Origin of the sequence: Frankia sp. Mgl5 (assembly GCF_023242985.1) — a bacterium.
GTDB lineage: Bacteria > Actinomycetota > Actinomycetes > Frankiales > Frankiaceae > Parafrankia > Parafrankia soli.
The window spans coordinates 56,636-70,263 of sequence record NZ_JALKFY010000811.1; the positions used below are offsets into that span (position 1 = coordinate 56,636).

14 protein-coding genes are annotated in these 13,628 nt (G+C 71.4%); 6 read left to right on the plus strand and 8 right to left on the minus strand.

From position 1 onward, the window contains the following. Window positions 1–3 precede the first annotated feature (3 nt). From MXD62_RS31220 to MXD62_RS31230, 3 genes are all read right to left on the minus strand, one after another. The gene (locus tag MXD62_RS31220) at window positions 4–774 is read right to left on the minus strand and encodes a BTAD domain-containing putative transcriptional regulator (protein ID WP_368862479.1); all 771 of its coding nucleotides are present in this window, start codon (window positions 772–774) and stop codon (window positions 4–6) included. A 307-nt stretch (window positions 775–1,081) separates the two neighbouring features. Continuing rightward, window positions 1,082–1,813, minus strand: coding sequence for a phospholipase (locus tag MXD62_RS31225; protein ID WP_248832956.1), 732 nt, complete (start codon window positions 1,811–1,813; stop codon window positions 1,082–1,084). A 372-nt stretch (window positions 1,814–2,185) separates the two neighbouring features. Next, a complete protein-coding gene (locus MXD62_RS31230; protein ID WP_248832957.1) occupies window positions 2,186–2,971 on the minus strand; it encodes a neutral zinc metallopeptidase in 786 nt (261 codons plus the stop codon). Between the two features lie 392 nt (window positions 2,972–3,363). Between MXD62_RS31230 and MXD62_RS31235 the strand changes: the two genes are divergently transcribed. Further along, window positions 3,364–4,539, plus strand: coding sequence for an amidohydrolase family protein (locus MXD62_RS31235; protein ID WP_248832958.1), 1,176 nt, complete (start codon window positions 3,364–3,366; stop codon window positions 4,537–4,539). A gap of 159 nt (window positions 4,540–4,698) precedes the next feature. Here MXD62_RS31235 and MXD62_RS31240 read toward each other — a convergent pair whose 3' ends face one another. After that, window positions 4,699–5,274, minus strand: coding sequence for a mycofactocin system transcriptional regulator (locus MXD62_RS31240; RefSeq protein ID WP_248832959.1), 576 nt, complete (start codon window positions 5,272–5,274; stop codon window positions 4,699–4,701). A gap of 81 nt (window positions 5,275–5,355) precedes the next feature. Here MXD62_RS31240 and mftA point away from each other — a divergent pair, with 81 nt between their 5' ends. From mftA to mftF, 5 genes are read left to right on the plus strand one after another with little or no spacing between them, the layout of a single operon-like run. After that, on the plus strand, window positions 5,356–5,475 hold the full coding sequence (gene mftA / locus MXD62_RS31245; RefSeq protein ID WP_071066653.1) for a mycofactocin precursor MftA: 120 nt from the start codon (window positions 5,356–5,358) through the stop codon (window positions 5,473–5,475). Next, window positions 5,465–5,767: a mycofactocin biosynthesis chaperone MftB gene (gene mftB, locus MXD62_RS31250; RefSeq protein WP_248832960.1), complete on the plus strand. Its 303-nt coding sequence runs from the start codon at window positions 5,465–5,467 to the stop codon at window positions 5,765–5,767. Before mftA ends, mftB begins: the two co-directional genes overlap by 11 nt. Then, window positions 5,764–6,954 (plus strand): mycofactocin radical SAM maturase, encoded by a 1,191-nt coding sequence (mftC, locus tag MXD62_RS31255; RefSeq protein ID WP_248832961.1) that lies wholly within the window; start codon window positions 5,764–5,766, stop codon window positions 6,952–6,954. The genes mftB and mftC overlap by 4 nt, the downstream gene beginning before the upstream one ends. A gap of 45 nt (window positions 6,955–6,999) precedes the next feature. Beyond that, a complete protein-coding gene (locus tag MXD62_RS31260; protein ID WP_248832962.1) occupies window positions 7,000–7,809 on the plus strand; it encodes a mycofactocin-coupled SDR family oxidoreductase in 810 nt (269 codons plus the stop codon). Next, window positions 7,806–9,266, plus strand: coding sequence for a mycofactocin biosynthesis glycosyltransferase MftF (gene mftF, locus MXD62_RS31265; protein WP_248832963.1), 1,461 nt, complete (start codon window positions 7,806–7,808; stop codon window positions 9,264–9,266). Before MXD62_RS31260 ends, mftF begins: the two co-directional genes overlap by 4 nt. 77 nt (window positions 9,267–9,343) lie before the next feature. On the opposite strand, the gene lipA is transcribed toward mftF, so the two are convergent. The 4 genes from lipA to MXD62_RS31285 form a co-directional block, all read right to left on the minus strand. Beyond that, entirely contained in the window at window positions 9,344–10,249 is a 906-nt protein-coding gene (gene lipA, locus MXD62_RS31270) for a lipoyl synthase (RefSeq protein WP_041255986.1), read from the minus strand. A 37-nt stretch (window positions 10,250–10,286) separates the two neighbouring features. Beyond that, window positions 10,287–11,474, minus strand: coding sequence for an amidohydrolase family protein (locus MXD62_RS31275; RefSeq protein WP_248832964.1), 1,188 nt, complete (start codon window positions 11,472–11,474; stop codon window positions 10,287–10,289). Window positions 11,475–11,710: 236 nt separating this feature from the next. Beyond that, a complete protein-coding gene (locus MXD62_RS31280; protein WP_248832965.1) occupies window positions 11,711–12,070 on the minus strand; it encodes a 2Fe-2S iron-sulfur cluster-binding protein in 360 nt (119 codons plus the stop codon). Window positions 12,071–12,074: 4 nt separating this feature from the next. Continuing rightward, on the minus strand, window positions 12,075–13,628 hold a 1,554-nt coding region (locus MXD62_RS31285), incomplete at its 5' end, for an FAD-binding protein (protein WP_248832966.1).

Below are 13,628 nucleotides of genomic sequence, written 5' to 3' on the forward strand. Positions count from 1 at the left end.
CGGTCAGCCGGTGGAGGACAGTACGAAGCGGTCGTCGTCGGCCAGGATCCCGCGTTGGATCTCCCGCAGCGGCCGCCCGGGCTCGATACCGAGCTCGTCCGCGAGGATCTGACGGGCTCGCTGGTAGACACGCAGCGCGTCGGCCTGCCGTTCCGACCGGTAGAGAGCGATCATGAGCTGCCGGTAGAAGGACTCCCGCATCGGATGTTCCAGGGTCAGCTCGAACAGCTGGCCCACGAGCTCCCGATGGCAGCCGCTACGCAGGCCCGCCTCCATCATCATCTCGATGCACTCCAGCCGTGACTCCTCCAGCCGGGTGACGAACGCGTCCACGATCGGGCCCTCACGCAGGTCGCCGAGCGCGTTGCCGCGCCAGACCGTGAGGGCGGACGCGAACAGATCGGCCGCCTGCCGGTGGTGACCGGCGCGGGCATGCTGGCGCCCGTCCGCCATCCTCCGCTCGAACAGGTGCAGATCGACGGCCTCGGGCTCGACGAGCAGCAGATAGCCCGGCGAACGGGTGATGATCGGGCACTCCCGGCTCAGCGGGCAGGTGAGCAGCTTGCGGAGTTGGGAGACGTAGACCTGCAACGTCGCCGTCGCGCGCCGCGGGGGATCGTCCTTCCAGATCTCCGTGATCAGCAGGTCGCTGGCGACCACCTGCCGGGGGCGAGCCAGTAAGGCAGCCAGCAGCACTGTCACCTTGGGAGCGCTCAGGTTCACCCGTTGATCGCCGTTCATCACCCGGAGAGGGCCAAGGATTTCGTACCGCACGAGCACGCCCCACAGACTGAGTAGACGTGACAACGCGGACGGCCTGGCCCGACTGCACCGGACGTCCGCGCCTCGGCCGCATCCGGCGGCCGGACAGCCCCGCCCCGGCCCCGGCTGCCCGGGGTGGGGTGGGCACACCAGAACCGTCTCACTCCCGGCCGGTTCTGCATATGCGAAGATTCTCGTAGTTCGCACGTCCAACGCGCCGACCAGACACAGGCGAGTAACGGACGGACGGGCGGCTCCGGTCCGGATGAGATCCTATTCCCGACCGCCGCACCGAGGCGATAGTGCATCCGTGCCAGAACTAGCCGAAGGCCCGCACCGCGTTGTACATCAGCAGGGCTGCGCGCTCGCAGGGCATCATGACACCGAGCCAGTTCACCTGCGGCTGGCCGGCCGTCACGCAGGTCGCCCGCAGGTCGACGAGGAACTGGTTGTCGATCGCCAGCCGCCGCTGCCCGGTGGGGTCGACCGCGGGGCCGTTCAGGAAGTTGCGGTAGCCGAAGTCGTGACGCAGGCAGGGGTCGACGAACAGGGCGTCCACCTCGGGCGGAGTCGGCCCGCTGCATCCGTCGGTCGTCCACACCAGGATTCCTGGCGGACCGGCCGCCCGCGCGTTCCGCACGACGACGAAGTCGGCCAGCGGGAGGCTGTACACGCTCGGCACGTCAACGGCGGGCACCTCCCCGCCGGGCACCTGGTGGACGTCGGTCTCCGTACCGGTGGCGAACACGGCGCCGCCCTGGAAGTAGCTCACGCTGTCCGCACCGACCGCGGGACGCGGGTCGAGCAGCGGATTCCCGAGCGGCCCGGTCGGGCCACCGAGTTGCGCGTAACGGTCGTAGACCGGGCCGCACACCTTGAAACCGCCCACAACGTGGCAGCCGCCGGATCCGGCACCCGCGGTGGACGCCGCCGCCGCGACGGACTGGCAGCCGGCCGCAAGCAGCGCGAGCACGGTGCAGGCGAGCGCGGTGGCGGCGGCGGGGCGGCGCCCCAGCCAACGTCGCACGGCGGAGGCCCGACGGTCTGACATGATCTGCTCCTTTTCGACCAGTCGACGGTAGGTCGAAAAGGGCCCCTGGGGCACGATGTGCCGGTGTGCGGTAACCGACAGGTCGGCTGGCGTACAGCCGCCCGGACGCCGGCGGGCCGGACCCGCCACCCCGAACCGCATTCAACCGGTTATGGGACAGCCTTCAGGGAAGTGTTTCACCGAAGGCTTTCAACCAACCGGGCGGCGGAATGCCGTACGGGTGTAGCCGGGTCTGGCTGCCGTCGTCGACCAGCACCTCCTGGCCGTCACGCAGCCTGGCCGTCGGCCGCCCGATCGTCAGGATCCATCGGACTACCCGATGCCGTCCCGACGGAGGCAGAATGCTCGGCGGGAAAACCTCGGAGCATCAGCTCAGAAGAGCACGCTGCCGGTGGGTGACTCGCCAAGGCGATAGCAGGTGTCACTGTCGCGCAGGTAGCCGAAGGCGAACGCCTGGGCGCGCTGGCGGGGCGTGCCGTGCGCGCCGTCTGAGGTGGCGGTCTCGCGGTCGAACCAGCCACGGTCGCGGGTGTCGCCGAGCGAGAAGAACAGCAGGGCGCCGGAAAAGGCGTCGCCGAGGTCGAGCCGGTCGGCGTCGGTGGCGAAGCGGGCCTCGTCGCCGGCGAGGCAGTCGGCCTGGTTCTCCTCCGCGCGGGAGACGACCCCGGTGCGGCCGGAGTGGGTGGCCGCCCGGTGGGCCAGCTCATGCATGATCACGTACATCGGGTAGGACGGGCCGCCGGCGTCGTGCAGTTCGGTCATGAAGTCGACGCTGTACGCGACGGTGTCGTCGAGTGGGCAGTAGAGGGCGTTGCCGGCGAAGGCGGCCGGGTCGGTTTCGCCCTCTCCGCAGGCGATCGGTGGGATCTCGCCGTCGCGGTAGGGGACGAAGCGCGGCGCGGTCCACTGGTCGCCCAGCTCTCCGGCCCAGTAGGTGTTCACCGCACCGGGACAGCCCGCCGGTTCGGAGATGATCGCCTCGACGTCCTGAACTGTCTCGACGGGACCGCCGCAGCTCCCGGCGGGCGCGGTCAGCTCCGCGGCCGGGGCGGCGCCGTCCCCGGCGGCCGTCGACTCCAGCCCGGCGCATCCAGCCAGCAGACCGCCGCCGAGTGCAGCGGCGAGCATGCCCGCCAGGACCGTTCGCCTGACTCCCATGCCGCCCACCGTATGGGCCTGTGTGGGCACATGGCACGGTTCGTCGGCACTCGGACAGATCTGGTCGCGGGCCCCGCCCGCACCGTGGTGGTCGAGTGGCGGCTGCCGCGGGTGCTGGCGGCGATCGCGTTCGGCGCCGCGATGGGCGTTCGTCCCGGGGTTCTCGCCGACCCACTCCTTAGTAAGTGTTCACTTGTGTCTTTGGGTCAACGCGGCTAGCCTGCTCTCCACGCGGCGGATCAGTCCGGGGAGTGCGACGCGCGACCGCCGTGGGCGCGTCGAAGGCACGGTCCCCGTCGTCACCGAGGTCGCTCAGCTCCCGGAGAGGCCGTGAACGTACACGCGGGTATGTGCCGAACCGGGCGCAGCCGAATCGACGCGAGGAGACCCGAGTGGTCAAGCTGGCTGACGGAATTCGAGTGGTCGACGCCGACGCGCACATGACCGAGCGCCACGACCTGTTCACCGAGAGGGCGCCGAAGGGCTACGAGGACCGGGTCCCGCACGTCGAGCGGATCGACGGCGTCGACATGTGGATCGTCGAGGGCAAGGCGTTCGGCAAGGCAGGCTCCGGCGGCACCGTCGACCACGACGGGAAGAAGCACCCGTTCCGGGACTCCCAGGGCGGGTCCTGGGGCATCAACGACGTGCACCCCGCGGCGTGGGACCCGAAGGAGCGCCTGCGCCTGATGGATGAGCTCGGCATCCACACGCAGGTCCTCTACCCCAACGCGATCGGCATCGGCGGCCAGAACCTGCGGAATTCGGTCCAGGACCCGATCGTTCTCCGGCTCTGCGTCGAGCTCTACAACGACGCGATGGCGGAGGTCCAGGCGGAGTCGGGCAACCGGCTGCTCCCGATGCCGATCATGCCCGCGTGGGACATCCAGGCCTGCGTCCAGGAGGCCGAGCGCTGCGCCGCCCTGGGCTACCGCGGGGTCAACATGACCGCCGACCCGCAGGACTCCGGCTCACCCGACCTGGGCGACCCCGCCTGGGACCCGTTCTGGGAGGTCTGCGCCGGGAGCAAGCTCCCCGTGCACTTCCACATCGGGGCGAGCCAGACGGCGCTGTCCTACTTCGGCACGACCTACTGGCCGAGCCAGGACGACTACGTGAAGCCGGCGATCGGCGGCGCGTCGCTGTTCCAGAACAACTCCCGGGTACTGCTCAACAGCGCCTACTCCGGGATGTTCGACCGTCACCCCGACCTGAAGATGGTCTCCGTCGAAAGCGGGATCGGCTGGGTGCCGTTCATGCTCGAGGCGATGGACTACGAGCTCGAGGAGAACGCACCGGAGTACTTCCACAAGCTGCAGAAGCGGCCGTCGGAGTACTTCGCGTCGAACTGGTACGCGACCTTCTGGTTCGAGAAGGGCCGCGGCGACCTCCAGCACCTCATCGACACCGTCGGCGAGGACAACATCATGTTCGAGACCGACTTCCCGCACCCGACCTGCCTGCACCCGGACCCCCTCGGAATCGTCGGCGAGACGATCGCCTCGCTGCGTCCCGAGACGCAGCGGAAGGTCATGGGCGGCAACGCGGTCAAGCTCTACCGCGTCTGACCCGGGTCGCGGCGTGAACCCGGCACGACCGGCGGGCCCGCTCCAGGCAGTGGCCATGGAACGGGCCCGGGCGGCCGCCGACGCTCTTCACGAGGTCGCCGACACCTGAGCGTCACCTGCGGGAGCATCCGTCGCCGGGGCCGGCAAGCCCGGAGGGCGTCAGCCCCGGCGAACCGCGGCGCTTTCCGCCGGGTGCGCGTCGAGGACCCGCTCGGTCCCGCCGCCCTGCGGCTCGGTGGTGAGGATGTCGTCGCGGAAGCCAGCGGCGAGGGCACGTAGCGCGGCGTCGAGGTAGAGGGTGAGATCGGCGTCCGCGTGGGTGGACCAGCGTTCGTAGGCGGCACGGCAGACGGCGAGGGTGGCCCGGCCGACGGCGGGCGGGTAGAGCGAGTCGGCCGGCTGATCGGTGCGGCGGGCGACGAACTCGGTGATCGCGCGCTCCCAGGCGTCGTAGTGCACCGTGGCGCTGGCGACGAGTTCGGGCACCGTGCTGATCAGATGCATGCGCATGCGCAGCTCAGGCACGTCCCCGGCCCGGTAGTAGTCGGCTGCGATGACCGCGTGACGGACGGCGTCCATCACGGGCAGGTCGCCGGAGGTCTGCTGGAGATTGGCGCGGATCGTGGTGACCTCGTTGTCGAACTCGTTCCACAGCACCTGCGACTTCGCGTCGAAGTACTTGCGGGCGCTCGTCCCGCGGGGCCGGCCACGGCGGTCGGGGCTTGTTTGTGGCACTAGGTGACGTTATTGTGCCCGATATTCGTCACACGGTGCCTAAATCACGGTGCCCACATGACCAGCCGAAGGAGCAGCTCGATGACGGACACCCAGACCCAGGCGAACGACGAGGTCACGGCAGAGGTTCCGGAGCCGTTGGTGGCGGACGAGCTGCTGGTCGAGGAGGTGTCGATCGACGGCATGTGCGGTGTCTACTGATCCCGCCGCTCGGCGGTCGCCGTTCGACCTTGACGCCGCCTGGTACGTGCCGGCGCAGGTGTCGATCCGCCCCGAGCGCTTCGGCGCGCTGCTGTACCACTTCGGTACCCGGCGCCTGTCGTTCCTGAAGAGCCCCGAGCTGCTGAAGGTCGTGCAGGTACTGGCCGACTTCCCGACAGCCCGTGCGGCCTGCGTCGACGCGGGCGTGTCGGCGGCCGAGCTGCCCGCGTACCGCGCCGCTCTGGCCACGTTGGCCGCGTCGGAGATGATCCGGGAGAGGAAACCGTCGTGAGCACACCGCTGCCACTGGTCGAGCAGTTCCAGTACGGCCTGGACGCGCCGATCTGCCTGACCTGGGAGCTGACCTACGCCTGCAACCTGGCCTGCGTGCACTGCCTGTCCAGCTCGGGCCGGCGTGATCCGCACGAGCTGTCCACCGCCGAGTGCAAGGCCGTGATCGACGAGCTCGAGCGGATGCAGGTGTTCTACGTCAACATCGGTGGCGGCGAGCCGACCGTCCGGTCGGACTTCTGGGAGCTCGTCGACTACGCCACCGCCCACCACGTGGGGGTCAAGTTCTCCACCAACGGAGTCAGGATCACCCCCGAGGTGGCGGCGCGGCTGGCCGCCAGCGACTACGTCGACGTGCAGATCTCGCTCGACGGCGCGACCGAGGCCGTCAACGACGCGGTGCGCGGGCCCGGCTCCTACCAGACGGCGATGCGCGCCATGGCGAACCTGGCCGCCGCCGGGTTCCGCGGGTTCAAACTGTCGGTCGTGGTGACCCGGCACAACGCCGGCCAGCTCGACGAGTTCAAGGCGATCGCCGACCGGTTCGGCGCGCAGCTGCGGCTGACCCGGCTGCGGCCGTCCGGCCGGGGCGCCGACGTCTGGGACGAGCTGCACCCGACGGCCGCCCAGCAGCGGGAGCTCTACGACTGGCTGGTGGCGCACGGCGAGCGGGTCCTCACCGGGGATTCGTTCTTCCACCTGGCCGCCTACGGCGACGCGCTGCCCGGGCTCAACCTGTGCGGCGCCGGGCGGGTGGTGTGCCTCATCGACCCGGTCGGTGACGTCTACGCCTGCCCGTTCGCCATCCACGACAGCTTCCGCGCCGGCAACGTCCGCGGCGAGGGCGGGTTCACCGGGGTCTGGCGGACCTCGGAGCTGTTCGCCGACCTGCGCCAGCCGCAGACCGGCGGGGCCTGCACGTCGTGCTCGGCGTTCGACGCCTGCCGGGGCGGGTGCATGGCGGCGAAGTTCTTCACCGGCCTGCCGCTGGACGGCCCCGACCCGGAATGCGTGAAGGGCCACGGCGCGGCCGCGCTGGCCGCGGTGGACCTCGAGCTGGTGCCGAAGCCGTCGCTGGACCACTCCCGCCCGGCGTCCCGCCGGTCGGGCCCGGTCCCGGTGACGATCGGCGCGCGCCCACCCGACCGCGCGTGCGAGGAGAGCCCGCTGGCCGGGCTGAGGCTCTGACATGCGAGGAACTGAGGTACGAGCCGTGGACAGCTGGCGGGCGACGTGACCGCCGACCGCCCCGTCGCCGTGGTCACCGGGGCGGCGCGCGGGATAGGCGCGGCCACCGTGCTGGCGCTGGCGCAGCAGGGCTGGGAGGTGCTCGCGGTCGACCGCGGGAAGGACGATCCCGCGCTCGCCTACCCGATGGGCACCGAGGCCGAGCTCGGGGAGGTGGTGGCGGAGGCGAACTGGCGGGTCGAGGCGGCGGACCGGGTCCGCCCGTTCATCGCCGACGTACGGGACGCCGCCGCGCTCCAGGCCGCCGTCGCCGAGGCCGAGGCCCGGTGGGGTGGCCTGGACGCCGCCGTCGCGGCCGCCGGGGTGATCGCCGGCGGCGTGCCGTTGTGGGAGGTCCCGGCGGAGCAGGAACAGGCCGTGCTGGACGTGAACCTCGGCGGTGTCCTGAACCTGGCTCGGGCGGCCGTGCCCGCGATGCTGCGGCGGCCACCGCCGCGGCACGGCCGTTTCCTGGCGGTGGCGTCGGCCGCGGCGACCCGCGGGCTGCCGATGCTGGCCGCCTACTGCGCGGCGAAGGCCGGCGTCGCCGGGCTGGTCCGGGCCCTGGCAGCCGAGCTGGGAGACACCGGTGTCACCGCGAACGCGGTCAGTCCGGGCTCCACCGACACACCGATTCTGGCCGAGAGCGCCCGCCTGTACGGCCTCAGCGGGGCGCCGGAGTTCGCCGCGCAGCAACCGCTCCGACGGCTGCTCGCCCCGGCGGAGGTCGCGGAGGTCCTCGCCTTCCTCGCCGGACCGGTCAGCAGCGGGATGACCGGTGCCGTCGTACCGGTCGACGGAGGCCTCGCGCTGTGACCACGCCCGTGGCCCCGCTGCCGGCCGGCTTCCGGGTCGTTCTCGACACGTCGGCACGGCGGCTGAGCGCCGACAGCTGGCTCGGCGGCTCGCCGGCCAGGGTGATCCGGCTGACCGCGGCCGGCCAGGCCGCCTGGCAGGAGCTCGCGACCGGCCCGGTGGTGTCCCCGCGGGCAGGCGCCCTGGCCCGCCGGCTCACCGACGCCGGCCTGGCACATCCCAGGCCGCCCACGCCGCGGCACGACCCGGACGTCACCGTCGTGATCCCGGTCCACGACCGCGTCGACAAGCTGGCCCGGTGCCTCGCCGCGGTGGGCGAGCGCCACCCGGTCGTCCTGGTCGACGACGGCTCGCGCGAGCCCGGCGCGATCATCGAGCTCGCCGACCGGTTCGGCGCGAAGGTGATCAGGCGCCCCGTCAACGGCGGGCCGGCGGCGGCCCGCAACACCGGGCTGGCGGCGACCGCCGGCGAGCTCGTCGCCTTCGTGGACAGCGACTGCGTGCCGCCGGCGGGCTGGATCGACGTGCTGGCCGCGCACTTCGCCGACCCGCTGGTCGGCGCCGTGGCCCCGCGCACGGTCCCCGCTCCCGGCGCGTCGGGCGGCTGGGCCGGCCGGTACGCCGGCACCACACGCAGCCTCGACCTCGGCGGCACGCCGGCCCGGGTCGGGTCGAACACCCGGGTGGCCTACATCCCGACCGCCGCGATCCTGGTCCGCCGCGCGGCGCTGGCCGAGATCGCCGGCGGCGGTCCGGCGGCCGGCGGGGCGTTCGACACCACGCTGTCGGTCGCGGGCGAGGACGTCGACCTGGTGTGGCGGCTGGACAAGGCGGGCTGGCGCATCCGGTACGACCCGACCGTCGAGGTCCGGCACCTGGAACCGGAGACCTGGGCCGGGCTGCTCGGCCGGAGGTTCCGGTACGGCACGTCCGCCGCGCCGCTGGCGCTGCGCCACCCGGGATCGCTGCCCCCGCTCGTCCTGTTCCCGGGGCCGGCGCTGACGGTCGCCGCGCTGCTCGCCCGGCGGCCCGCGCTGGCCGCCGCCGCGTACACCTGTTCGGTACTGCGCACCGTGCGGACGCTGCGCCGGTCAGACCTGCCCGTCCGGGAGGTGGCGCGCGCGACGGCAGGTGCCGTCGGCCGGACCTGGCTCGGCGTCGGCCGGTACGGCACCCAGTACGCCCTGCCGCTGCTCGCGGCCGGCGCCGCGGGTGGCGGCCGCCGGCGCTGGGGACGTCGGGCGGCGGTGGCATCACTGGTCGTCGGCCCGGCCCTGGCGGAGTGGGCGGGCCGGCGCGGGTCGATGGACCCGGTGCGGTTCGTGCTCGGCCGTCTCGCCGAGGACGTCGCCTACGGCAGCGGTGTGTGGACCGGGTGTGCGCACAACCGGACGACCATCCCGGTGCGCCCCACGATTGGCCGGCGCGCCCACGGGTCGAGAGGGACCCGACCATAGATGAGAGGTCGACCATCGGTTCCAGGGACGAGATGGTCGCCCGCTTGGAACGGGCCCGCGCGGGCGGCGGGCGGCGCTCAGCGGCGTTCACCGCGGAGCGCCACTGCCTGGCGATACAGCCGGCCCGCGCGGTAGGAGGAGCGGACCAGCGGCCCCGCCATCGCCCCGGCGAAGCCGAGCTCGGCGGCCCGGGCGGACCACCGTTCGAACTCCTCCGGCTCCACCCAGCGTTCCACCGGATGGTGGCGCGGGCCGGGCCGCAGGTACTGGGTCACCGTCACCAGATCACAACCAGCTGCCCGCAGGTCCGCCAGCACGGCGTCGACCTCGTCGACGGTCTCACCCAGACCGAGGATCAGGTTCGACTTCGTGACGATCCCTTCCGCGTGGGCACGGTTGATCACCTCAAGCGAGCGCTCGTAGCGGAAGCCCGGCCGGATGCCGCGGAAGATCCGGGGCACCGTCTCGACATTGTGGGCAAGCACCTCCGGGCCGGCACCGAACACCTCGGCCAGCAGGGCCGGGTCGCCACGGAAGTCCGGGATCAACAGCTCGACGCCGGTTCCGGAGGAACGCGCATGGATCTGGCGCACGGTCTCGGCGTACAGCCAGGCCCCTCCGTCGGCCAGGTCGTCCCGTGCCACCCCGGTGACGGTGGCGTAGTGCAGTCCCAGGCTGGCGACGGATTCGGCCACCCGGCGAGGCTCGTCCCGGTCGAGCGGAGCGGGCCTGCCGGAGTCGATCTGGCAGAAGTCGCAGCGCCGCGTGCAGACGTCCCCGCCGATCAGGAAGGTCGCCTCCCGATCCTCCCAGCACTCGAAGATGTTCGGGCAGGCGGCCTCCTCGCACACCGTGTGCAGCCCGGACTCGCGGACCACGGCCATCACCTCGGTGTAGGCGGGACCGACGCGCATCCGGGTGCGCATCCACGGCGGCTTGTTCTCGACCGGGGTCCGGGCGTTGCGGACCTCGAGCCGCAGCATCGCACGGCCGTCCGGTGTCACGGGCCGTCCTCGGTCATCAGCTCGTCCCGGCGGTGGCCCGCCACGACGCCGACGGCTCCTCGATCCGGTACAGCTTTGTCGCGTTCTCCCAGAGAATCTTCCGGCGCGCTCCCCCGTCGACGTGCCCGAGGCCGGACGTGATGGTCTCCTGGATGTTCTGGAACAGGCAGGTGGTGTGCGGGAAATCGGTCTCGAAGAGGATGTTGTCGATCGGCATCAGATCGAGGAAGTGCTTCGGGGCGACCGACTCGAACCAGTAGGTGACGAAAACGCTCTGGCGGAACAGATCCGACGGCAGCACGTCTCCCGACTGGCGCTCCCGGCCCGGACGGAACGCGCCGAGCCAGCTGTAGTCGGTGGCCTCGAGCATGAACGGAAGCCAGCCGATACCGCTCTCCACGGAGACGAACTTCAGCTCGGGATAGCGGGACAGCACGCCCGACGTGATCAGATCCGAGCACTGGACACCGTTCTTCATGAACAGGCTCACCGCGCAGTAGGCCTGCGCCCCGTTCACGCCGTGCTGGGCGTAGCGCTCCGGGGTGGACAGCTCCAGGGTGTCTCCGGCGCTGCCGATGTGGAAGTGGATCGGCAGGTCGGCCGCGCGGGCGACCTCCCACAACGGGTTCCAGTGCGGCGAGCCGAGCACGGGCAGCCCGTAGCGCTGCGGCTCGCCGGTGAACAGGATTCCCCGCGCGCCCAGCGGGACGCACCGCTCGATCTCCCGTACGGTCTCGTCGATGTCCCAGAACGGTGTGGCGATCACCGGCAGCAGCCGGCGCAGGTCGGCCGAGGACCACTCGACGAGAAAGTCGTTGTACGCCGACACGCACAGCAGCTTGAGCGTGTCGTCCTTCAGCTTCAGGAAGTTCTCGCTGCCGAACCCGCCTACGTTCGGGTAGAGCACCTGGGCCCAGATACCCGCCTCGTCCATGTACTTCAGGCGGGCATCCGCCTGGTACGCGCCCGGGTGGCAGTCCTCGTAGGTCTGCGGGTACTCGGGCGGGAACGTCGGCCATCCCGCCGGAGCCGTCACGCCGACCGGCGCCAGCCGCTCCCCGTGGAGCACCCAGGTGTCCGCCGTGCCCTGCCGCACCACGTGTGGAACGTCCTCGCGATACTTCGCCGGTACCCGAGCGGTCCACACGTCCGGCGGCTCGGTGATGTGACTGTCCGCGTCAATGATCAACTCTGGCGCTGCCATTTCCCCTGCTTTCCTTGTTTTCTCGCGCTGCCGTCATGAACCATCATCAGCGTGTCGCCCGCGGCCGTCTTTGCACATTCGGTCAAGTCCTTGTTCGTTTCGGCGGCCAGCTCTCCGCCAAAATGCCGACCGAGCGCCGACCAGGCGAGCGGCCGGATCTCGCCATTCCGGCCGTCCCGCGACGGCGCCGACCGGGCACCGCGGTCACGCGGCGTCGGGGCCGTTTCGGACGCGTGTCAGGACTCCTTTTCGGCCAGTCGCCGAACGCCCTTCTTGCGCACGGCGACGTCGCCGGTGGCACATGCCCGGCAGGCCAGCCGAAGACGGGTGAGATCACGACGTCGCGTGCCGGGAAGCCGGTTTTCGAGGGCGTCGGTCTCCTCGTCGTCGGCGGGTGTCAGGTGCTCGGCTCCGCCGAGCACCTCGAAGTGGCATACCGTGCACGTGGCCTGACCGTGGCACACCGTGGGCCAGTGGTACCCGAGTCGCCAGGCCGCCTCGATGATCGTCTCGCCGGGCTCGGGCGTGAGGTCCGCGCCGATGGGCTCGACCCGGACCAGCGGCCGTCTGGGCCGCCCACTCCCCTCTTCGGTCACCTGGTCACCGGGCCACCGGGTCGCCGGAGACGACGTGCGCGGCGTGCTTCATGCCGATGTAGGAGAAGACGCAGCTGTTCCCGATGCTGGCGCCCGCCCCCAGGTAGGTGCGTCCCATCACCGACGCGCTGCAGTTCCCGGCGGCGTACAGACCCGGGATCGGATCGTGGTTGGTGTCGAGCACACGGGCGAACTCGTCACAGAGCAGCCCGCCGCTCGTCCCCACGTCACCCGGGTAGAGCTCGACCGCGTAGAAGGGCGCCTTCTCGACGGGCGCGAGCGAGGCGTTCGGCTTGTTGCCGTAGTCGCCCTGGTATCGCTCGTGAGCGCCTTCGCCGCGGTGGAAGTCGGGATCGGTGCCCTGCTTCGCGAACCCGTTGAACCGCTCGACCGTGGCGGCCAGCCCGGCCGGGTCGATCCCGCACGCCCGCGCCAGTTCCTCCACCGTGTCGGCCTTCTTCATGTAGCCGCTGGTGATCCACTCTTCGGGGGTGTTGGCACGGAACGCGAACAGGTAACGGCCGCGGTGGCGGGAGTCCATGACCAGCCAGCTCGGGACGGACTCACCGTCGACGTTGTGGGCGTACATCTGCCGCCCGGCCTCCATGTAGGAGACCGCCTCGTTGAAGTACCGCCGGCCGGCCCGGTCGACGATGATCGAGCCCGGCTTGCTCCGCTCTCCGGTGTGCAGGCTCGGACGTCCGCCGGGCTGGATGGAGGCCGGGATCCACAACGCCTCGTCCATGAAGTCGACGGCGGCGCCGACCCGCTGGGCGGCCTCGATCGCCTCGCCCGTGTCCCCGGGGTTGGCGATGGTCCACGACCCCTCGTTCGGCTGCTTCGAGTAGCGTCTGCGCATCTCGGCGTTGCGGGCGAACCCGCCCGAGCTCAACAGCACGCCGCGGCGGGCACGGATCCGGACGGTCTGCCCGTCCCGACTGGCCACGACGCCGGCCACCCGGCCGTCCTCGACGATCAGGTCGACCAGCCCGGTGTCTGTCCAGACCGTCGCCCCGGCCGCCAGCGCCGCCTCCAGGGCCTGCGCGATCAGTGCCGCGCCGTTGGCCAGCCGGGTCTGCCTCCTGAGCCTGCCCATGGCCGTCCGCATCCCCACCCGGAGGGCGGTGCGCATGGCTTTCGGCCGCCGCTTGATCAGCTGCAGCGTGGACGCCTCGCGGGTCATCACGACGATTCCGAGCGCGGCCGTCATGCCCGGCATCAGCTTCGCGAGCCACGGTCCGAGCTGTTTGCCGTCGGTCACCGCGGGTTCGATGGAGCGGCCGCGGGCGCTGCCGCCACGAATTCCCGCCACCTGCGCGTAGTAGTCGCTGTACCCTTCGCACCGCTCGAACCGCATGCCCAGGTTCTGCAGGAAGCGGACCATGGTGGAGCCTTCGACGATGTAGGCGAGCCGCCGCTCCCGCGACGAGGCGGGTCCGACATCCCCGACCACCGACTCGAAGTACGCCAGCGCGTCCTCGAGGGAGTCGGGAACGCCGTCGGCCTGCATGAGCGGGTTGTCCGGCAGCCACAGCACACCGCCCGACATGGCCGTGGA

What these genes read in the sequence shown, in the direction of transcription:
- MXD62_RS31275 (WP_248832964.1), bottom strand. Translation starts at nt 11,474, where the DNA reads ATGGCAGCGCCAGAGTTGATCATTGACGCGGACAGTCACATCACCGAG.
- mftA (WP_071066653.1), top strand. Translation starts at nt 5,356, where the DNA reads ATGACGGACACCCAGACCCAGGCGAACGACGAGGTCACGGCAGAGGTT.
- lipA (WP_041255986.1), bottom strand. Translation starts at nt 10,249, where the DNA reads ATGCTGCGGCTCGAGGTCCGCAACGCCCGGACCCCGGTCGAGAACAAG.
- MXD62_RS31225 (WP_248832956.1), bottom strand. Translation starts at nt 1,813, where the DNA reads ATGTCAGACCGTCGGGCCTCCGCCGTGCGACGTTGGCTGGGGCGCCGC.
- MXD62_RS31230 (WP_248832957.1), bottom strand. Translation starts at nt 2,971, where the DNA reads ATGGGAGTCAGGCGAACGGTCCTGGCGGGCATGCTCGCCGCTGCACTC.